19 protein-coding genes and 1 rRNA gene are annotated in these 19,076 nt (G+C 71.5%); 14 read left to right on the forward strand and 6 right to left on the reverse strand.

Features of this window, described 5'->3' with window-relative positions; genetic code table 11:
* From rrf to pstB, 9 genes are all read left to right on the forward strand, one after another.
* A 5S ribosomal RNA gene (gene rrf, locus ACWGJO_RS19135) occupies positions 1–83 on the forward strand; the annotation flags it as partial.
* A gap of 72 nt (positions 84–155) precedes the next feature.
* Positions 156–1,166, forward strand: coding sequence for a mycothiol synthase (mshD, locus tag ACWGJO_RS19140; RefSeq protein ID WP_452185224.1), 1,011 nt, complete (start codon positions 156–158; stop codon positions 1,164–1,166).
* A gap of 190 nt (positions 1,167–1,356) precedes the next feature.
* Positions 1,357–3,708, forward strand: coding sequence for an RNA degradosome polyphosphate kinase (locus tag ACWGJO_RS19145; RefSeq protein ID WP_452185226.1), 2,352 nt, complete (start codon positions 1,357–1,359; stop codon positions 3,706–3,708).
* Between the two features lie 104 nt (positions 3,709–3,812).
* Positions 3,813–4,901 (forward strand): CHAD domain-containing protein, encoded by a 1,089-nt coding sequence (locus tag ACWGJO_RS19150; protein ID WP_452185228.1) that lies wholly within the window; start codon positions 3,813–3,815, stop codon positions 4,899–4,901.
* 40 nt (positions 4,902–4,941) lie between these two features.
* Entirely contained in the window at positions 4,942–5,427 is a 486-nt protein-coding gene (locus ACWGJO_RS19155; RefSeq protein ID WP_387695524.1) for an NUDIX hydrolase, read from the forward strand.
* 229 nt (positions 5,428–5,656) lie between these two features.
* Positions 5,657–6,793 (forward strand): phosphate ABC transporter substrate-binding protein PstS, encoded by a 1,137-nt coding sequence (gene pstS / locus ACWGJO_RS19160; protein WP_359914160.1) that lies wholly within the window; start codon positions 5,657–5,659, stop codon positions 6,791–6,793.
* Positions 6,794–6,943: 150 nt separating this feature from the next.
* The gene (gene pstC, locus ACWGJO_RS19165; protein ID WP_359914163.1) at positions 6,944–7,921 is read left to right on the forward strand and encodes a phosphate ABC transporter permease subunit PstC; all 978 of its coding nucleotides are present in this window, start codon (positions 6,944–6,946) and stop codon (positions 7,919–7,921) included.
* Positions 7,918–8,988, forward strand: coding sequence for a phosphate ABC transporter permease PstA (gene pstA, locus ACWGJO_RS19170; protein WP_401047802.1), 1,071 nt, complete (start codon positions 7,918–7,920; stop codon positions 8,986–8,988). Before pstC ends, pstA begins: the two co-directional genes overlap by 4 nt.
* Positions 8,989–9,030: 42 nt before the next feature.
* Entirely contained in the window at positions 9,031–9,807 is a 777-nt protein-coding gene (gene pstB / locus ACWGJO_RS19175) for a phosphate ABC transporter ATP-binding protein PstB (protein ID WP_359914169.1), read from the forward strand.
* 159 nt (positions 9,808–9,966) lie between these two features.
* Here the strand turns inward: pstB and ACWGJO_RS19180 are convergent, their stop codons facing one another.
* Positions 9,967–10,962, reverse strand: coding sequence for an inorganic phosphate transporter (locus tag ACWGJO_RS19180; protein ID WP_359914171.1), 996 nt, complete (start codon positions 10,960–10,962; stop codon positions 9,967–9,969).
* Positions 10,963–10,967: 5 nt separating this feature from the next.
* Complete coding sequence (locus ACWGJO_RS19185) at positions 10,968–11,588, reverse strand: DUF47 domain-containing protein (RefSeq protein ID WP_359914173.1); 621 nt, start codon at positions 11,586–11,588, stop codon at positions 10,968–10,970.
* Between the two features lie 360 nt (positions 11,589–11,948).
* Here ACWGJO_RS19185 and ACWGJO_RS19190 point away from each other — a divergent pair, with 360 nt between their 5' ends.
* Positions 11,949–12,317: a metal-sensitive transcriptional regulator gene (locus ACWGJO_RS19190; RefSeq protein ID WP_359914176.1), complete on the forward strand. Its 369-nt coding sequence runs from the start codon at positions 11,949–11,951 to the stop codon at positions 12,315–12,317.
* 112 nt (positions 12,318–12,429) lie between these two features.
* On the opposite strand, the gene ACWGJO_RS19195 is transcribed toward ACWGJO_RS19190, so the two are convergent.
* Together ACWGJO_RS19195 and ACWGJO_RS19200 are read right to left on the reverse strand one after the other, a co-directional pair.
* Positions 12,430–12,618 (reverse strand): hypothetical protein, encoded by a 189-nt coding sequence (locus ACWGJO_RS19195; RefSeq protein WP_359914178.1) that lies wholly within the window; start codon positions 12,616–12,618, stop codon positions 12,430–12,432.
* A gap of 217 nt (positions 12,619–12,835) precedes the next feature.
* Positions 12,836–13,735: a hypothetical protein gene (locus tag ACWGJO_RS19200; protein ID WP_359914181.1), complete on the reverse strand. Its 900-nt coding sequence runs from the start codon at positions 13,733–13,735 to the stop codon at positions 12,836–12,838.
* Between the two features lie 133 nt (positions 13,736–13,868).
* On the opposite strand from ACWGJO_RS19200, the gene ACWGJO_RS19205 reads away from it, so the two are divergent.
* Positions 13,869–14,060 (forward strand): hypothetical protein, encoded by a 192-nt coding sequence (locus ACWGJO_RS19205; protein WP_387695504.1) that lies wholly within the window; start codon positions 13,869–13,871, stop codon positions 14,058–14,060.
* Between the two features lie 48 nt (positions 14,061–14,108).
* Here the strand turns inward: ACWGJO_RS19205 and ACWGJO_RS19210 are convergent, their stop codons facing one another.
* On the reverse strand, positions 14,109–14,831 hold the full coding sequence (locus ACWGJO_RS19210; RefSeq protein ID WP_452185232.1) for a phosphatase PAP2 family protein: 723 nt from the start codon (positions 14,829–14,831) through the stop codon (positions 14,109–14,111).
* A gap of 193 nt (positions 14,832–15,024) precedes the next feature.
* Complete coding sequence (locus ACWGJO_RS19215; RefSeq protein ID WP_452185233.1) at positions 15,025–16,233, reverse strand: C40 family peptidase; 1,209 nt, start codon at positions 16,231–16,233, stop codon at positions 15,025–15,027.
* Positions 16,234–16,472: 239 nt separating this feature from the next.
* On the opposite strand from ACWGJO_RS19215, the gene ACWGJO_RS19220 reads away from it, so the two are divergent.
* The 3 genes from ACWGJO_RS19220 (at position 16,473) to ACWGJO_RS19230 (ending at position 19,075) form a co-directional block, all read left to right on the forward strand.
* On the forward strand, positions 16,473–16,823 hold the full coding sequence (locus tag ACWGJO_RS19220) for a hypothetical protein (RefSeq protein WP_380546944.1): 351 nt from the start codon (positions 16,473–16,475) through the stop codon (positions 16,821–16,823).
* Between the two features lie 166 nt (positions 16,824–16,989).
* Positions 16,990–17,805, forward strand: coding sequence for a hypothetical protein (locus tag ACWGJO_RS19225; protein WP_452185236.1), 816 nt, complete (start codon positions 16,990–16,992; stop codon positions 17,803–17,805).
* Positions 17,806–17,857: 52 nt separating this feature from the next.
* Complete coding sequence (locus ACWGJO_RS19230; protein ID WP_452185238.1) at positions 17,858–19,075, forward strand: hypothetical protein; 1,218 nt, start codon at positions 17,858–17,860, stop codon at positions 19,073–19,075.
* Position 19,076: the final 1 nt, after the last annotated feature.

The raw sequence follows: 19,076 nt of genomic DNA on the forward strand, positions 1-19,076 counted from the left end.
ACATTCCGAACCCGGAAGCTAAGCCTTACAGCGCCGATGGTACTGCAGGGGGGACCCTGTGGGAGAGTAGGACGCCGCCGAACAATTATTCAGAAAAGCCCCTGATCCACTCGGATCAGGGGCTTTTCGCATTTCCGGTGACGTATCGTCTGGGCATGGACGATCAGACAGCGGTCATTGCGGACGATGTGCTCCGGCCCGAGCAGCGCGACGGTTCCCTGCGCGTTCTGGCGGCGGCCCAGGCGGTGGACGGCCGGGCCGCCGTGTCCGAGCAGGGCCGGCTTCGGTTGCGGAACGCGGAGATCCCGCGGCCGGGTGTGATCCACCTCGTCGAGACCGGCGCCGACACCGGGACCGACACCGACACCAGGACCGAATCCGGGACCGGGAGCGACGCCGTCCTCGGCTACGGCCAGCTCGAGGTGCCGGAGAGCCGGGCGGCCAACCCCGCCGCCGAGCTGGTGGTCGACCCGGCCGCCCGCGGTCGCGGCCTGGCCCGCCCGCTGGTGGACGCCGTCCTGGAGCAGGCCCACCGGGCGGGGCGCGACGCGGTGGACTTCTGGGTGCACGGCGGCCACCCGGCGGCCCGGCACCTGGCCGGGGCGTACGGCGCCGAGCTGGTCCGCGAGCTGCGGCAGATGCGCCGCACCGGCCGGCAGACCGAGGAGGTGGCCGTTCCCGAGGGCATCGAGCTGCGGACCTTCCGCCCGGGCGAGGACGACGCCGAATGGCTGCGGCTGAACGCCCTGGCCTTCGCCCACCACCCCGAGCAGGGCGCCTGGACCGGGCAGGACCTGGCCGAGCGGATCGCCGAGCCGTGGTTCGACCCGGCCGGCTTCTTCCTCGCGACCCGCGACGGCAGGGTGGTCGGCTTCCACTGGACCAAGGTGCACCCGGCCACCGCCACCGAGCCCGAGCTCGGCGAGGTGTACGTGGTCGGGGTGGACCCGGCCGAGCAGGGCAGCGGTCTCGGCCGTGCGCTGACCGCGGCGGGCCTGCGCCACCTGACCGGCACCGGCACCGGGGAGCGCGGACTGGACACCGTGCTTCTCTACGTCGACGCCGACAATCCGGCCGCCGTGCGGGTATATGAACGATTGGGATTCGCCGTTCACGAGGTGGACCTCATGTACCGAGCCCAGTACCGGACGAACCGGTCGGCCTAACCGGGCCCCCGGGGCGTCCGCGCACCGGACTCCCCGGTCCTCCGGCGGCGTCGAACGCGGCCGGGACGGCCCCGCGAGCGGTCGCGGGCGAGGGACGGGACGGCGACGCCCCTTGCTCCGACCGACTCAGCTTTCCTCCTGGCCATGCGGTGTTTACCGTGGATTCAATTGCTGCCGCGAAGATCACAGGATGAAGTCCGTAGTGTCTCGCTCGTGCAGAGTCGACCGCCACGCACCGGCCGGTCCTGTACGGACCGCACCGGGAGGATGGGTGCTGTCCCCGGGTCCGGCCCGGGGCGAGGGCGACGGCCCGCAGAGCCATTCGCGTCCGGACGCCGTCCTGCTGCTGGAGGAGCTGGAGCCCATGAGCATCCCCCGCCCCGTCTCTGCCCCGCTGTCACCTACGGCCCGGATGTCCGGCGCGCTGGGTATTCCGCCGGAGCTGCCGGCCACGGACGAGGAGGAGTTCGAAGCACTGCCGCAGGGCCGCTTCCTGGACCGCGAGCGCAGTTGGCTGGCGTTCAACGAACGGGTCCTGGAACTGGCCGAGGACCCGGGCATCCCGTTGCTGGAGCGGGCGAAGTTTCTGGCGATCTTCGCGAGCAACCTGGACGAGTTCTTCATGGTCCGGGTGGCCGGCCTCAAGCGCCGGATCGCCACCGGAGTCGCCCAGCGCAGCGCGTCCGGCCTCCAGCCGCGCGAGGTGCTGGACCTGATCTGGACCCGCTCGCGCGAGCTGATGGCCCGCCACGCCGCCGCCTTCCAGCAGGAGGTGCTGCCGGACCTCGCCGGCGAGGGCATCGAGGTGGTCCGCTGGTCGGAGCTGGCGGAGAAGGAGCAGGCCCGGCTGCACACGCTGTTCCGGCAGAAGATCTTTCCCGTCCTGACTCCGCTGGCCGTCGACCCGGCGCACCCCTTCCCGTACATATCGGGACTCTCGCTCAACCTGGCCGTCGTGGTGCGCAACCCGGTGTCCGGCCACAAGCACTTCGCGCGGGTCAAGGTGCCGCAGTCGCTGGCCCGCTTCCTGGAGGCCTCGCCCCAGCGGTACGTCCCGTTGGAGGACGTCATGGGCGCCCACCTGGAGGAGCTCTTCCCGGGGATGGAGGTGCTGGCCCACCACGCCTTCCGCGTCACCCGCAACGAGGACCTGGAGGTGGAGGAGGACGACACCGAGAACATCCTCAAGGCCCTGGAGAAGGAGCTGATGCGGCGGCGCTTCGGCCCGCCGGTCCGGCTGGAGGTCGAGGAGTCGATCGACCCGTACATCCTGGACCTGCTGGTGCGGGAGCTGAACATCACCGAGGCGGAGGTCTTCCCGCTGCCCGGGCCGCTGGACCTGACCGGGCTGTTCGGGATCGCCGAGCTGGACCGCCCGGAGCTCAAGTACCCGAAGTTCGTGGCCGGCACGGCCCGGGGGCTGACCGACGTCGAGTCGGCCTCCCAGCCGGACATCTTCGCCGCGATGCGCGAGCGCGACGTCCTGCTGCACCACCCCTACGACAGCTTCTCCACCTCGGTGCAGGCCTTCCTGGAGCAGGCCGCCGGGGACCCGGACGTGCTGGCGATCAAGCAGACCCTGTACCGCACCTCCGGCGACTCGCCGATCGTCGACGCGCTGATCGACGCGGCCGAGTCCGGCAAGCAGGTGCTGGTGCTGGTGGAGATCAAGGCGCGCTTCGACGAGCAGGCCAACATCAAGTGGGCCCGCAAGCTGGAGGAGGCCGGCTGTCACGTGGTGTACGGCCTGGTCGGGCTGAAGACACACTGCAAGCTCTCGCTGGTGGTCCGGCAGGAGGGCGACACCCTGCGCCGCTACTCGCACGTCGGCACCGGCAACTACCACCCGAAGACGGCCCGGCTGTACGAGGACCTCGGCCTGCTCACCTCCGACCCGCAGGTCGGCGCGGACCTCTCGGACCTGTTCAACCGGCTGTCCGGCTACTCGCGCCGCGAGTCCTACCGCCGCCTGCTGACCGCCCCGCGCGGCCTGCGCGACGGGCTGGTCTCACGGATCCACAACGAGATCGCCCACCACCGGGCGGGCCGCCCGGCCTACGTGAAGCTCAAGGTCAACTCGATCGTCGACGAGGCCGTGATCGACGCGCTGTACCGGGCCTCCCAGGCCGGTGTGCCGGTGGACGTCTGGGTGCGCGGGATCTGCGCGATCCGCCCGGGCGTGCCGGGGCTGAGCGACAACATCCGGGTCCGCAGCATCCTGGGCCGCTTCCTGGAGCACTCCCGGGTCTTCGTGTTCGGCAACAACGGCGATCCGGAGGTCTGGATCGGCAGCGCCGACATGATGCACCGCAACCTGGACCGCCGGATCGAGGCGTTGATGCGGATCACCGATCCGGCACACCGCGCCGAGCTGTCCGGGCTGATCGACCTCGGGGTGTCGGACGAGACCGAGTCCTGGCACCTGGGGCCGGACGGCGCGTGGACCCGCCACTCGCAGGACGCCGAGGGCCGTCCGCTGCGACACGTCCAGGACCTGCTGATCGACTCGCGCCAGCGCCGCCGGGCCGCGACCTCGCGCTGACGCGTCCACTGATGCGAAGCCGCCGGGACGGCAAGGGGACCTGTCCCGGCGGTCGGCCACCAGCTCCGGGGGAGCACCTCGGAGGAACGGGGATCTACCACGCCATGACCGAAGCGCCGATGACGGCCCAGGCGGCCTCCACAGCGACCGCCGGGGACATCCTTTCCCACCACCTCACCGCCCAGGCCGGCGCCTTCCTGCGCGCGCTGCCGCTGGCGGTGGGCGAGGTCGGCGCCAGACCCGGGACGGCCTCGGTCGTCCCGTCGGCCGGCACCTCGGACCTGCTGCGGGCCGTCCGGCGGGTCGGCGGGCTGCTGCACACCTTCGGCTCGGTCTTCGAGCAGACCTGGGCGCAGGAGTCGCGCACCGAGCTGCGCTGGCTGCTCAACCTGCTGGCGCTGGAGCCCGGCTACGTCCGCCGCTCGGTCCGGCTGCTGGGCGCGCTGGACTCGCTGAGCGGCACCGACCCGGACGGGACGGGCATGCTGGCCGGCCATGTGGGCGCCCCCAAGGCGCGGGCGCTGCTGGACCGGCAGCTGACCCTGGCCCGGACCAGGGCGCACTCCACGGTGCTCCAGGAGCTCCGCTCCGCCCGGCTGCACGCTCTGGCGGACCGGATGACCCTGCTGGTCGGCGACGCCCCGCTGCTGGAGTCGGCGGCCGGCCGGGCCCCCGCGGTGCTGCTGCCGCAGGCCGCCGCCGCCTTCGCCGCGCTGACCGCGGGCGCCCAGCAGCTGCCGCTGCGGCGGGCCGCGACGCCGTACGGCGGGGACGGGCTGCGCCGGCTGGGCACGGTGCCGGCGTCCCGCGGGGCGACGGACGCGGACACCGCGCTGGCGGCCGACGACGCGCCCTGGGCCCGGATGCGGATCCTGGTGAAGCGGGCCCGGTACGCACTGGAGGTGTGCGGCCGCGCCTCCTCCGAGCTGGACGGGCTGGACCTGGTGCTGGCCCGGCAGCAGGAGGCGGCGGACGCCGCCGTCACCGCCGCCACCGCGGCGCGCACCCCGCGGATCACCCCGGCGACCGCGTACGTGCTGGGGGTGGTGCACGCCGACCAGCGGCTGGAGGTGGAGTCCGCGCGGTACGCCGTCGGCCTCCGCTGGCCCGACCTGCCGCCGGGCCCGGACGGCTGGCTGGAGCTGGTCCTGACCGACGCCTGGGGGCACTCCGCCGCGGCCGGGACGGTCTGAGGTGGGCGAGCGCCCGCCCGCCGGCCGGGCGGCGGGGGCCGTGACCGGGGCGCGGCACGCCCCGGTGGTGCTGGCGGCGGGCGCGGTGCTGTGGCTGCCGGGCCGGCCGAAGAAGAGCGGCCGGCTGGGGCGGCCGCGGATCGCGGTGATCCACCGGCCCAAGTACGACGACTGGAGCCTGCCGAAGGGCAAGCTCGAAGCCGGTGAGGGCGTGGTCGACGCGGCGCTGCGCGAGGTCCGGGAGGAGACCGGGTTCCGCTGCTTGCTGGGCCCGGAGCTGCCCACCCAGCACTACCGGGTGCAGGGCCGTCCCAAGGAGGTCCGCTACTGGGCGGCGGTGCCCTCCAGCGGGTCCTTCCGGCCCAACCGGGAGGTGGACCGGCTGGAGTGGCTGCCGGCCGGGAAGGCGCGGGCCCGGCTCACCCACGACCACGACCGGTCGCTGATCGACGCGCTGCTGGCGCTCCTGGGGGCGAAGCCGGTGCGGGCGGCCGGGGCGGCACCGGTGAAGGAACGGTGGAAGTGATCTTCCCGCGCCCTTGCCGTGACGCAACCGTTACTACCTGACGTAGTTTCCTGTCATCCGTTCGAGGTTCACTCCCCGTTCACTTGCGACCGGCTGTCGTGTCACTTACCCGGCCTAACTTCGGGACCACCGGAGGGCCGAACGGGCCCCGGACCACAGCAAAACCCGTGCTGGGCCGCCGTAGCCGTACGGCCCGCGCAAGGGCAATGCCACAGAAAGGGACACCCCTGTGAAGCTCCAGCGGAACGGCCGCTCCAAGGCCCTCGCGATCGGTGCCATGGCGCTCGTCAGCTCGCTGTCGCTCGCCGCCTGCGGGTCGGACAACAACAACAACACGACCGCGTCCGGTGGTTCCGGCGGTTCCGCCGCGCCCGCCGCCGCGATCAACTGTGGCAAGGCCGGTTCGCTGATCGCCGCCGGTTCGACCGCGCAGGGCGCGGCGATGGACGTCTGGAAGACCAGCTTCGCCGCCGCCTGCTCCGGCAGCACCATCAACTACCAGGGTGGCGGCTCCGGTGCCGGCATCCAGCAGTTCAACCAGGGCAAGATCCAGTTCGCCGGCTCCGACTCGGCCCTGAAGCCGGCCGAGGTCGACGCCTCCAAGGCGGTCTGCACCGGCGGCCAGGGCATCGACCTGCCGATGGTCGGCGGTCTGATCTCGCTGGTCTACAACGTCGACGGTGTCGACAACCTGGTCCTGGACGGCCCGACCTCCGCCAAGATCTTCGACTCGCAGATCACCAAGTGGAACGACCCGGCGATCGCGGCCCTGAACCCGGGCGCCAAGCTGCCGGACACCGAGATCCAGACCTTCCACCGCTCGGACGACGCCGGCACCACCGAGAACCTGACCAAGTACTTCGCCGCCGCCGGCGGCGGCGCCTGGTCCTACCCGGCCGGCAAGGCCTGGGCGGGCAAGGGCGGCCAGTCGGCCAACGGCAGCGCCGGTGTCTCGGCCCAGGTGAAGCAGGTCAAGAACTCGATCAGCTACGTCGAGCTGGCCTACGCCCAGACCAACAGCCTGAAGAGCGCCGCGATCAACACGGGCGCCGCCAAGCCGGTCGAGGCCACCGCCGAGAACGCCGCCTCCACGATCGCCAAGGCGCAGGCCGCCGGCACCGGCAGTGACCTCGCGCTGAAGCTCGACTACGCGACCAAGGAAGAGGGTTCCTACCCGCTGGTCCTGGTCACCTACGAGATCGTCTGCGACAAGGGCAACAAGGCCGAGACCCTCGACACCCTGAAGTCCTTCCTGACCTACACCGCCAGCGACGCGGGTCAGAAGGCCATCGGCGAGAAGGGCTACGTCCCGCTGCCGAAGGCCGTGACCGACAAGGTCAACGGCGTCATCGCCACCCTGGCCTGACCCGACAGGACCCCCGGTGGAGCGGCCCCGTGAGCGAGGGGGGCCGGGGCCGCCCCACCGGAACGGACCACACCCAGCACCACGTCCGGGGCACCGCCGCCATGGTGCCGTCCCCCTTCCGGGGCGGCACCACCAGACCGGAGTAGACCAATGACTTCATCCTCCCCTGCCGCCCCGCGAGGCAGGGAACGCCGGCCGCGCGACAGCCGGGTCGGCGACAAGATCTTCATGAACCTCGCCCGGGGCTCGGGCATCCTCCTGCTGGTCGTCATGGCCGCCATCGCCGCGTTCCTGACCTGGCGGTCGGTCCTGGCCCTGACCACCAACGAGGGCAACTTCCTCACCAGCTTCGAGTGGACGCCGGACGCCCCGAAGCCCGTCTTCGGCATCGCCGTCCTGGCCTTCGGCACCATCGTCAGTGCCGTCATCGCGATGGCGATCGCCGTCCCGGTGGCCATCGGGATCGCGCTGTTCATCTCGCACTACGCGCCGCGCAGGATCGCCCAGCCGTTCGCCTACCTGGTCGACCTGCTCGCCGCCGTCCCCAGCATCGTCTACGGCCTCTGGGGCGCGCTCTTCCTGGTCCCGCACATGGACGGCCTGACCAGCTGGCTCAACGAGTACCTGGGCTGGACGTACATCTTCGACCAGACCAGGACCGGCACCCCGCGCAACCTGTTCACCGTCGGCATCCTGCTGGCGATCATGGTCCTGCCGATCATCACCGCGGTCTCCCGCGAGGTGTTCCGCCAGGTGCCGCGGATGCACGAGGAGGCGGCGCTCGCGCTCGGCGCGACCCGCTGGGAGATGATCCGCACCGCGGTGCTGCCGTTCGGCCGCCCCGGCATCATCTCGGCCTCGATGCTCGGCCTCGGCCGCGCGCTCGGCGAGACCATCGCGGTCGCGGTGGTGCTCTCCGCCAGCAACGTCCTGTCGCCGCACATCCTCGACGCGGGCGGCGGCACCTTCGCGCAGAACATCGCGCTGAAGTTCGCCGAGGCCGGTGACAACGGCCGCAACGCGCTGATGGCCTCCGGCCTCGTCCTGTTCGTCATCACCCTGCTGGTGAACGGTGCCGCGCGACTGATCATCGCCCGCCGCAAGGAGTACTCGGGGGCCAACGCATGACCGTCACCGCCGTCATCGAGGACGCCCGGCCGGTCGGCCGTCCGCTGACCGCCAACCGACTGCCCAAGTGGGCCCCGGCCGCCGTGGCCGTCGGCTCGATCGCCCTCGGCTGCGGGATCGGCGTGGCCGGCGGGCTGGCCAGCCACCTCCAGTGGGGCCTGATCTCGGCCCTGCTCTTCGTCCTGATCAGCTACGTCCTCTCGGCCCGGGTCGAGGGCCGCCGGCAGGCCAAGGACCGCTTCGCCACCTCGGTGGTCTGGGTCGCCTTCATCCTGGCCGTCGTCCCCCTGGTCGCCCTGACCTTCTACACCGTCCAGCAGGGCATCGGGGTGGTCGACGGGAACTTCCTGAGCCACTCCATGAAGGGCGTGATCCAGTCCGGGCCCGGCGGTGGCATTTACCACGCGCTGATCGGCACCCTGGAGCAGGTCGCCCTGGCCACCGCGATCGCGGCCCCGATCGGGCTGCTGACCGCCGTCTACCTGGTCGAGTACGGCCGCGGCACGCTCGCCAAGGCGGTCACCTTCTTCGTCGACGTCATGACGGGCATCCCGTCGATCGTCGCCGGTCTGTTCATCCTCTCGCTCTGGAACCTCGCCCTGGGCTTCAGCTACTCCGGCTTCTCGGGCAGCCTCGCGCTGGCGATCCTGATGATGCCGGTCGTGGTCCGGTCCACCGAGGAGATGCTGAAGCTCGTCCCGAACGAGCTGCGCGAAGCCTCGTACGCGCTCGGCGTGCCGAAGTGGAAGACCATCCTGCGGATCGTCCTCCCCACCGCGATCGGCGGCATCACCACCGGTGTGATGCTCGCGGTCGCCCGCATCACGGGCGAGACCGCCCCGGTGATGATGCTGGTGTTCGGCGCCGACTACATCAACAACAACCCGTTCGACGGACCGCAGCAGTCCCTGCCGATGTACATCTGGACCCAGTACTCGCAGGTCAACAACGACTTCGGCTACGCCCGTGCCTGGGGCGCGGCGCTGGTGCTGATCGCCTTCGTGATGGGGCTCAACCTCGTCGCCCGGGGCATCGCACGCTGGCGCTCGCCCAAGGGCGGACACTGAGCGACCGACTGACGTACGAGACAGACGAGAGAAGCAACGATCATGGCCAAGCGCATCGACGTCAGCGGACTGTCGGCCTACTACGGCACCACCAAGGCCATCGAGGACATCTCGATGAGCATCGAGCCCCGCTCGGTGACCGCCTTCATCGGCCCGTCCGGCTGCGGCAAGTCCACCTTCCTCCGGACTCTGAACCGGATGCACGAGGTGATCCCGGGCGCCCGGGTCGAGGGCAAGGTCCTCCTGGACGACGAGAACCTCTACGCCTCCAACGTCGACCCGGTCGCCGTGCGCCGCTCGGTCGGCATGGTCTTCCAGCGCCCCAACCCCTTCCCGACCATGTCGATCTACGACAACGTGATCGCGGGTCTGCGGCTCTCCGGTGTGAAGAAGAAGTCCGTGCTGGACGAGGTGGTGGAGCGCTCCCTGAAGGGCGCCAACCTCTGGAAGGAGGTCCACAACCGGCTGAACAAGCCGGGGGCCGGCCTCTCCGGCGGTCAGCAGCAGCGCCTGTGCATCGCCCGCGCCATCGCGGTCGAGCCCCAGGTCCTGCTGATGGACGAGCCCTGCTCCGCGCTCGACCCGATCTCCACCCTCGCCATCGAGGACCTGATCGGCGAGCTCAAGGAGCAGTTCACCATCGTCATCGTGACCCACAACATGCAGCAGGCGGCCCGCGTCAGCGACCGCACCGCCTTCTTCAACCTGGCCGGCGTCGGCCAGCCGGGCAAGCTGGTCGAGCTGGACGACACCCAGCGGATCTTCTCCAACCCGCAGGTCCAGGCCACCGAGGACTACATCTCCGGCCGCTTCGGCTAGACCGGAGCCCGTCACGGGCGGCGCCGAGGCGCCGGGACGCGTGACGGACCGTGAGCTGTCCCGCGGTGCTGCATGGCGGTGCCGCCGCGGGACATGGAAAAGGGCCCGCCCCCGAGATGTGGGGGCGGGCCCTGTCCGTTCGTGCGTCCTGCGGGGCCGTCAGCCCCAGAACAGGTGGACGAACCAGTACATCAGCGCTGCGACGACGGCGGCCGCCGGCATCGTGATGAACCAGCCGAGCACGATGTTCTTCGCGACGCCCCAGCGCACCGCGCGGATCCGCTTGGTGGCCCCCGCGCCCATGATCGCCGCGGTGATCACGTGGGTGGTGGAGATCGGCGCCTTGAAGACGAACGACGAGATGTACATGACCGTCGCGGAGGTGGCCTCGGCGGCGAAGCCCTGCGGCGGGTCCAGCTCGATGATCTTTCGGCCGAGCGTCCGCATGATCCGCCAGCCGCCCGCGTAGGTGCCCAGCGAGAGCATCGTCGCGCAGGAGATCTTCACCCAGACCGGAATGCCGTTGCCGGACTGGTGGCCGGAGATGGTCAGTGCCATGACCACGATGCCCATCGTCTTCTGGGCGTCCTGGAGGCCGTGCGCCAGGGCCATCGCGGCGGCCGAGGCGGTCTGGGCGACCCGGAAGTTGCGCTTGGCCCGGTGCGGGTTGGCCCGGCGGAAGATCCACAGGATCGCCAGCATCACCAGGAAGCCGCCGACCAGGCCGACCACCGGCGAGACGAACATCGGGATGACGATCTTGTCGAGGACCCCGCTCCAGATCACCTCGGTGCCGCCGGCCAGCGCCGCGCCCACCATGCCGCCGAACAGCGCGTGCGAGGAGGAGGACGGGAGGCCGAAGTACCAGGTGACCAGGTTCCAGGCGATCGCCCCGACCAGGGCCGCGAACAGGATCGCCATCCCCTGGTTGCCGGTGGGGGTCTCGATGATCCCCTGGGAGACGGTGTGCGCCACGCCGCTGCCGAGGAACGCGCCCGCCAGGTTCATCACCGCGGCCATCGCCAGCGCCGCCCGGGGGGTGAGCGCCCGGGTGGAGACCGACGTGGCGATCGCGTTCGCCGAGTCGTGGAAGCCGTTGGTGTACGTGAAGAAGAACGCAACGCCGATGACGGCGATGAGTGCTGCCATGTCCACGGGGGTCAGGACTCCTTGACGGCGATGGTCTCCACCGTGTTGGCGACGTGCTCGAACGCGTCCGCCGCCTCCTCAAGGACGTCCACGACCTGCTTGAGCTTGAGGACCTCGATGGCGTCGTACTGACCGGAGAACAGGTGGGCGAGCAGCTTGCGGTGGATCTGGTCGGCCTGGTTCTCCAGACGGTTGACCTCGATCCAGTACTCGGTGAGGTTGGACATGCTGCGCAGGTTCGGCATCGCCTCGGCGGTGAGCTCCGCGGCGCGCGCCAGTACCTCGATCTGCTGCTCGACGCCCTTCGGCAGGGTCTGGATGTCGTAGAGGACGACCAGGTCGACGGCTTCCTCCATGAAGTCCATGATGTCGTCCAGCGACGAGGCGAGGCTGTAGATGTCCTCGCGGTCGAAGGGCGTGATGAAGGACGAGTTCAGCTGGTGGAAGACGGCATGGGTGGTGTCGTCCCCGGCGTGCTCGGCGGCGCGCATGCGCTCGACGATCTCCGCACGGGCCGACACGTCTGATCCCAGCAGCTCCAAAAGGAGCTTCGATCCGACGACGAGGTTCTCCGCCGCGGCGGCGAACATGTCGTAGAAGCTCGTCTCCTTCGGGGTCAGGCTAAAACGCACGGAAATCTCCGATGTGCGGGGTAGGGACTGAACGATGCTAGGTGCAACCGAACGCAATCACGCAAACGGGGTGTCGGGAGAGGAGCCGGAACCTCCCCTTCCGTTCGGCCGCCGCACCGGCTGATCCAGGCGCACCACCACACGTGGACGCGAGCCCCCAGTCTGACGGAACCTCGCCCGGATTGTCCCCGTCGTGCGCACCGGAGAACGGGGCGCCGCTCAGACGGGTGAACCGCCGGGAGCCCCCTCCAGGGGCCCTGCGGCACATGCCGGGACGGCCGTCGGAACACCACGGAGGGCCCCGGTGTTGGACACTTGTGGCCGACGCAGCCACCAGGCACTGAGACGAAGGCGGGGCCGATGACCACGACGCAAGCGCGCAGCGAGCCGGAGCACGCGCAGGGGACCGAGCCGCCCGCCGGCCAGGCCCCGGCCGGGCACCACGGCCCGCACGGCTACAGCGCGCAGAAGGACGCCCACCTCAAGCGGCTGCGCCGGATCGAGGGCCAGATCCGCGGCCTCCAGCGCATGGTCGACGAGGACGTCTACTGCATCGACGTGCTCACCCAGGTCTCGGCCGGCACCAAGGCGCTGCAGTCCTTCGCGCTCTCCCTGCTGGAGGAGCACCTGCGGCACTGCGTCGCCGCGGCCGCCGAGGAGGGCGGCGCCGAACTGGACGCCAAGGTGGCGGAGGCCACCGCCGCGATCAGCCGCCTGCTGCGCAGCTGAGCCGCCGGGCCGGCCGCTTCGCTCCGGGGGCGCGTCGCTCCCGGAGCGGGTCCGCCCGTGTCGCGCCCGGAGTCCGTGTCGCGCCCGGAGCCCGCGTCGCGCCCGGAGTCCGCTAGCCGTCGGCCTCCCGGTCGCACTGCCCGGGTTCGGACCGGTCCAGCAGCACCTCGTCGATCCGCTCGGTCGGCAGCCGGTCGCCGGAGCTGGCCGTCGCGGCGATCATCAGCTCGCCGGCCAGATCGATCTCGTCGAGGGCCGCGTCGTCGTGGCCGCCGCTGCGGCCGCCCGTGGACGACACCACCTGCACCACCCCTTCAGTGCCTCGCCAGCCCGGGCGGCAGCCACCCGGAGTCCAGCCTAGGCACTTCGGGGCCCGTCCACATGGCACGGACGGGCCATCTCGGCGCCGCCGAAACGGGTGGCAGTCGCTCCCCGGACGGCCACCCGCCCCGGCGGCACCCCGTCTCGCCCCGGCGCCGGAGCGCTGCCCCGGCGGCCCGGGGCGCGTCGGACCAGCCCTACTTCGGGCTCTCCGTGGGCTTCATCCGGTAGATGTCCGAGGCCGAGGGCTCGGCCGCCTCCACCGGCTTGCCGAAGTCCGACAGCGAGGTCGTCGACGTCACCTTCACCTGGTCCTTGGGCTCCTTCGACCCGGCCACCCCGGCGAAGGTGAACACCTCGACCACCTTGCGCAGCCGGCCCTGGTCGTCCAGCCAGGCGTCGTACGGAACCTCCTTGACGGTGAAGGTCTGCGCGCCCGTCCGCAGGCCGTCCCCGCCCCTGCCGCCCGTCGCGTCGGCCGCCTTCACCAGGTCCAGGGTGCCCCGGAAGTGGTGCAGCGCCACCCCGTCGACGGTCTCGGTGCCCACCGCCTCCGCCTTCTGCGCCCCGCGCAGCGCCCCCGCCGCCGAGGCCGGGTCGGTGGCGCCGCTGCTGACCAGGTTGCCGTCCGGCAGCTGGCGCACGTCCAGCTTGACCCACTTGCCCGCGGGGACCTTGGCACCGCTGTTCTGGAGGTAGACGGTGCCCGGCAGGACCACCTCGACGATCTTCCCGGTGGTCGCCGCACCCGGCGGCACCTGGACCTCCAGCCGGCCGATCCGCTTGACGTAGTCGTAGCCGCCGGTGCCGCTGAACGAGGCCTTCTTCTCGGTCGACTCGGTGACCAGCTCGGTCGCGGCGTGCGCGGAGCCGGTGCGGCCGGTGATGTCGGGGGCGTTGCGCACCGCCGTCAGCGCGTCCGCGGCGAGCTGGTCGGGGGCGCCCGACTGCTGGTCGGAGGAGCCGTCGACGGGGCCGCCGGAGCAGCCGGCGGCCCCCGCCGCCAGGACGGCGGCGAGCAGGGCGGCCCCCGCCGCCGAGCGCAGGTGCGGACCCGGACGGCGTGCCGACCGTCCGGTGCGCTGCTGGTCGGTCATCTTCATCCTCGCGACAACCCCCTCGGGCCCGACTGCCCCGCCGGCCACCACCGGGCGGGCAGAGCTCTTTCCGGGCAAACGAGTTGGGGCGCCAAGGGTTACGGGGGCCGGTGCGGGCGCTACCGTGAACCACGTGCACAGTGAGCTGCCGACGGCACCCGGCACCGCCCGGATGCCCGAACACCGCCTCGTGGTCGGCGAGCGCGGATCCTTCGCCTTCGCGACCTGCAGCTGCGGCTGGTACTCCCCGGCCCGCCGCTCGCGCGATCTGGTCCGCCGCGAGGGGGCCGACCACCTCGCCGAGAACGGTGCCGGACCGGACTGATCCCACCGGGCCCAGGGCACCTGCGCGGCGCCGGGCCCGGGGACGGCGTCAGGCCGCGAGGTCGGACTCCGGCGGCTGCTCCCCGGCCCGCACCGCCCCGCGCCCGCGGCGACGGCCGCGCGGACCGGCCCCGACGCGGGCCGCACCGCCGCGCTCGGGCGCCCGGATCAGCGGGGCGACCACCGTGCGGCTCAGCGCGTGGCAGAACGGCACCAGCACCGCCATCGCGATCGGCGCCAGCAGCAGCACCACGGCGACGGCGAGCGCGAAGCCGCCGATCACGTCGGTCGGGTAGTGGACGCCCATGAACATCCGGCAGAAGCCCTGGAGGAGCGCCAGCCCGCCGGCGATCCAGCCCAGCCTGCGGTTCACCAGGAACAGCGCCACCGCGACACCCATGGTCATGGTCGAGTGGTCGCTGACGAAGGAGTGGGTGCCGGCCTTGCCGTCCACCAGCACCAGCAGCCCGGGATGGTCGACGAAGGGACGCGGGCGGTTCACGATCGCGGCGATCGGCAGGTTGGCCAGCTCGGCGACGGCCACCGAGAGCGGCACCCAGAGCAGCCCGGCCACCGCCACCGGCGCGTCCGGCCGGCGTCTGGCCTGGAGCCAGGCCACCAGGCCGAGCATCGCCAGGCCGATCAGGATGCCGTACTCGCCGATCCAGGAGATCAGGTGGTCCAGCCACTGCGGGGAGCGCTTGGCCAGACCGTTGACGGCGTAGAGCAGGTCGAGGTCGGGGTTGGTCGTGTCGGCAAGCGGCGTCGACACGCCGCACCTCCTTCTGGTCCGCTGCACCTGTACGTTCCCGCCGGGGTCCGCCCGGCGCCGAAAGCTGACGAGGGACCACCGGACCCAACGTCAACGCCGGGACACAGCGTTCCACGGAAACGCGCGGTTATGGAAACTTGACTCAGCGTCCACAGCGCGCACACAGCTCCCCGCCGTCCCGGCCCCACCGCACCTACCGACCCGCCCCGGCTGGAGCCGGCCCGGACGGTGCGGGCGGGGCGGCGACGGCCGACCGGGCGGGGGTCGCCGGGGCGCTTCCCGGCGCGCCGCCCTGGGGGAGGCCCTGGGTGCCGCCCTGGTTCCCCGCGGGGGCGGCGGGCTCCGCCCCGCCCGGGCGGGACGGAGCGTTGACCGCGCCGTCGTTGTTGCGGGTCGGCAGCGCCTGGGCCCCGTCCGAGGTGACCCGGGTCGCGCCGATGTACTCCCGGGTGTCGATCTTGTCGTAGCGGATCACCGCACCGGTGTGCGGGGCGTTGATCATGTACCCGCCGCCCACGTAGATCCCGACGTGGTGGATGCTCCGCGGATCGCTCAGGTCCGTCGCCCAGAACACCAGGTCGCCCGGCCGCAGCTGATCGCGCGACGGGTGCGGCCCGGCGTACCACTGGTCGTTGGCCACCCGGGGCAGGGTGATGCCCACACTGGCGAACGCGGCCTGGGTCAGGCCCGAACAGTCGAACCGCCCGCTCTGCGAGGGCAGGCCCTCACCGCCCCACAGGTACGGGGTGCCGAGCTTGGTCTGCGCGAAGTAGATCGCGGCCGACGACTGCGGGGACACCTCCAGCGGCGCGGTCGGCGAGGCGGGCGCCGTGAAGCTGCGGGCCATCGCCTGGATGTTCCGCACGTAGCCCTGGGTCTCCTTGTACGGCGGCACCCCGTTGTACTTCTCCACCGCGCCCTCGCCGGCGTTGTAGGCCGCCAGCAGGTTGGCCTGGGGGTCGCCCGGGACCTTCGCGACCCGCTTGGCGATCGCGCAGTCGTAGGTCGCCGCCGAGGCGATCGCGTCCAGCGGGTCCCAGACGTCCGCCCTGCCGTCCCCGTTGCCGTCGGTGGCGTACGAGCTCCAGGTGCCCGGCATGAACTGCGCCATGCCCTGCGCCCCGACCCCGGAGCGCGCCCTGGGGTCGAAACCGCTCTCCTGGTACAGCTGCGCCGCGAGCATCGGCGGGGAGATCTCCGTGCAGAGCGCGCCCCACTTCTGGATCGGGTCCTGGTAGGCCGCGGGGACCGTTCCGGGGGAGAGGGCGGAACGATTCGCCGCCTGTTGCGGCGTCCCACTTGCCGCATAAGTCCCCATCGTCACCAGCCCGATGAACCCGAACGCAACAACTCCCGCAGCGGCGGCGGCCGTACCGGCCTTCCGGAGTACCATCAGCACCATCCCGACGAATCGTCAGTCGAAGTGTCCCGGAAGGCGTTGCTCACCGCAATCATCAGAGATACGAACAGTGAGCGCTATCCTTCGTACGGTGTACATCCTCGCGTACGTGTCCGATGCCTCACGACCGATTCGCGAGAAGTAGCCAAGTCGACATCAGATCTGGCCAAGAATAGGTACCGACCCTTCGCGCGGGCCGGGTCCGGGCCCTTGAATTTGCCTGATCGGGCGGTGAGATGGAAATGAACCTGAGCAGCGTGCACACCAATGCGGTCGGCCACCTGGCCGAGGACCCCCCCAAGAAGCCGAACATCGACACCATCATCGGCGGAATCGCCCCGGACTGGGGGCCGTTCGCGACCCTCGGGTCGGAGGCACGGGTGATGGTCGAGGTCATCATGGCCATCGCCATCCTCCTCTGCCTCGGCATCGCGGTCTGGGGCGCGGCCAAGCAGCGGATCGGTGCGACCGCGATGCGCGACAGCTTCGGCGCCGAACAGGGCAAGGGACTGATCGTCGCCGGACTGACCGGCGTGTTCATCATCGGATCACTGGGCACCCTGTTCACCATTGTCTACGGCATGGCGATCTGACGATCGGACAGCAGTAGTCCGACCCGCCTGGGACCGGGTCCCCGCCCGGACCCCCTCCGACAGCCGACCCGCCAGGAATCCACCCCGTTCCCACCCCCCGTCCGCGCCCGCCCCTGGACGGAGGGCCCCCGGAGCCGCCCCGGCTCCCCGCACCAGGAGGGCCGCCGTGCCGTTGTCCGACGACCAGCCGCGCACCCGTACGCGCCTGCCGGTCGGCGAACAAGCCTCCCCCCCGTCGAACCACCGTCAGACCCGCCCGCTGCGCGCCCTGCTGGCCGTCCTGGCCGTCGTCACCCTGCTCGTGGTGGCCATCGCCGTCGCCAACCGCGTCACACCCGGCACCAGTACCGGCAGCGACGGCTCCTCCGCCGACCGCGCAGGATCCGGCTCCGGCGCCGGCCCCGCCCCCAGCGGCGACCAGCCCGTCGGCACCACCGTCAACGGCATCCCGACCGGCTACCCGCACACCGAACCGGGCGCCCAGTCGGCCGCCACCAACTACGCGGTGGCGATCGGCTCCGCGGACATGTTCCGCACCGACAGCCGGCACGGCATCGTCGCCACCATCACCGACCCTGGCGCCCTGGCCGGGCTCCAGAGCCGGCTGGACCAGGGCTTCGGCGGCGACACCGCCACCCGCTACGGCCTCGACGCCCAGGGCCGAGCGCCCAAGGGCCTCACCTTCGTCAGCCGCACCGTCCCGGTCGGCGCCAAATCGACGGGCTACAGCGAGGGCGACGCCAAGGTCGAGGTGTGGTGCACCGGCCTCACCGGCCTCGCCGGTGAACGCTCCGTCCAGCCGGTGACCACCAACTGGTTCACCCTCACGCTCTCGCTGCACTGGACGGGCAGCGACTGGAAGCTCACCGACTACACCAGCAGGCAGGGCCCCGCGCCGGTGCCCGCAGACCAGCAGGCCGCCACCGCCGATGAGATCACCGGCGCCGTCCAGCAGTTCGGGGGGTTCCGTTTTGCGCGTTGACCAGACCTCACGCCGTTCCGGCACACGGCGCCGTGTGGGCACCCTCGCCGGTGTGCTGGCCACCTTGCAGGTGGCGGCGCTGTCGGCGGCCCAGCGGGTGTTCGCAGAGCCTTCGCCGACGGCCACTCCGACCTGTCAGAAGGTCGATCTTCCGATCCCCGGCAGCGATGCGGGCTGTGCTCCAGGGGGAGCGGTCGTTATTCCCGGGAGTGGCACCGTCGGGACGGTGACCGACCCCCTCGGGTCGTTGGCCAAGAGCTGTGCGCAGGCCGCGGCGTGGGTGGTGCGGAAGTTGTCGGGGGCGATCGACGGGACGACGCAGGTGGACTTCACCAATGCGTCGTTCCTGCAGCAGTACGCCGTGGTGTTCGCCGTGTCGACGGTGATCACGCTGGTGCTGTGGCTGCTGGCGGTGGCGAAGCGGGCGGTGCGGGGGGCGCCGTTGACGACGGCGTTCTCGGAGGCGATCGGCTTCCTGTGGCTGACGGTGGTGGCGTCCGCGTTCACGCCGTTGATCCTGTTCACCGTGGTGAGCGTGACGGACGGGCTGACCAAGGCGATAGCGGTCGGGACGAAGACGGACACCGGGTCGTACCTGGGCGGGTTCGCCGACACGCTGGAGAAGGGCGACGTGGGCGGCGGTCCGCTGATCCTGGTGATCGTGTCGCTGGTCGCGGTGCTGGCGGCGGCGGTGCTCTGGATCGAGCTGCTGATCCGGGCGGCGATGCTGTACGTCGGCGCGCTGCTGGGGACGGCCGTGTACGCGGGGCTGGTGGACCGGCAGCTGTGGAAGCACGTGCGGCGCTGGGCGGGCGTGATGCTGGCGGTGGATCTGGCGAAGCCGATCATCGTGGTCATCCTGGGCCTGGCGGGGGCGGTGGCGACGGGGTCCGGGGCCGACGACGATTTCGCCCGGGTGCTGTCCGGGTTGGCGATCCTGTTCCTGTCGATCTTCGCGAGTGCCTCGGTGTACCGCTTCGTGCCGGGTTTCGGCGACGAGCTGCTGAACATGCGCGGGGCCCGGGCCAACGCCGTGCAGGCCGGTTCGGCGATGATCAACGGCACCGCGAACCTGATGAAGCAGGGCATCACCACCCACGGCGACCGCGGTCCGCAGGGGGCCGGCACGGGTGGCGGGGGTGCGGGCGGCGGTTCGGTCGCGCCGGGCATCGCCGCCCACGCGGGCCGGACGCCGGCCCCGCCGCCGCAGGGCGGGCCGCCGCCGGCCCCGGTTTCGATCCGCGACAGCAATCCAGCGAAGGGAGGGTGAC

Source organism: Kitasatospora sp. NPDC054795 (genome assembly GCF_053611565.1).

Coding starts and splice junctions, on each gene's coding strand:
- ACWGJO_RS19145 (WP_452185226.1), top strand. CDS start 1,357: ATGAAGTCCGTAGTGTCTCGCTCGTGCAGAGTCGACCGCCACGCACCG.
- ACWGJO_RS19150 (WP_452185228.1), top strand. CDS start 3,813: ATGACCGAAGCGCCGATGACGGCCCAGGCGGCCTCCACAGCGACCGCC.
- ACWGJO_RS19190 (WP_359914176.1), top strand. CDS start 11,949: ATGACCACGACGCAAGCGCGCAGCGAGCCGGAGCACGCGCAGGGGACC.
- pstB (WP_359914169.1), top strand. CDS start 9,031: ATGGCCAAGCGCATCGACGTCAGCGGACTGTCGGCCTACTACGGCACC.
- mshD (WP_452185224.1), top strand. CDS start 156: ATGGACGATCAGACAGCGGTCATTGCGGACGATGTGCTCCGGCCCGAG.
- ACWGJO_RS19200 (WP_359914181.1), bottom strand. CDS start 13,735: ATGACCGACCAGCAGCGCACCGGACGGTCGGCACGCCGTCCGGGTCCG.
- ACWGJO_RS19215 (WP_452185233.1), bottom strand. CDS start 16,233: ATGGTGCTGATGGTACTCCGGAAGGCCGGTACGGCCGCCGCCGCTGCG.
- pstA (WP_401047802.1), top strand. CDS start 7,918: ATGACCGTCACCGCCGTCATCGAGGACGCCCGGCCGGTCGGCCGTCCG.
- pstC (WP_359914163.1), top strand. CDS start 6,944: ATGACTTCATCCTCCCCTGCCGCCCCGCGAGGCAGGGAACGCCGGCCG.
- ACWGJO_RS19220 (WP_380546944.1), top strand. CDS start 16,473: ATGAACCTGAGCAGCGTGCACACCAATGCGGTCGGCCACCTGGCCGAG.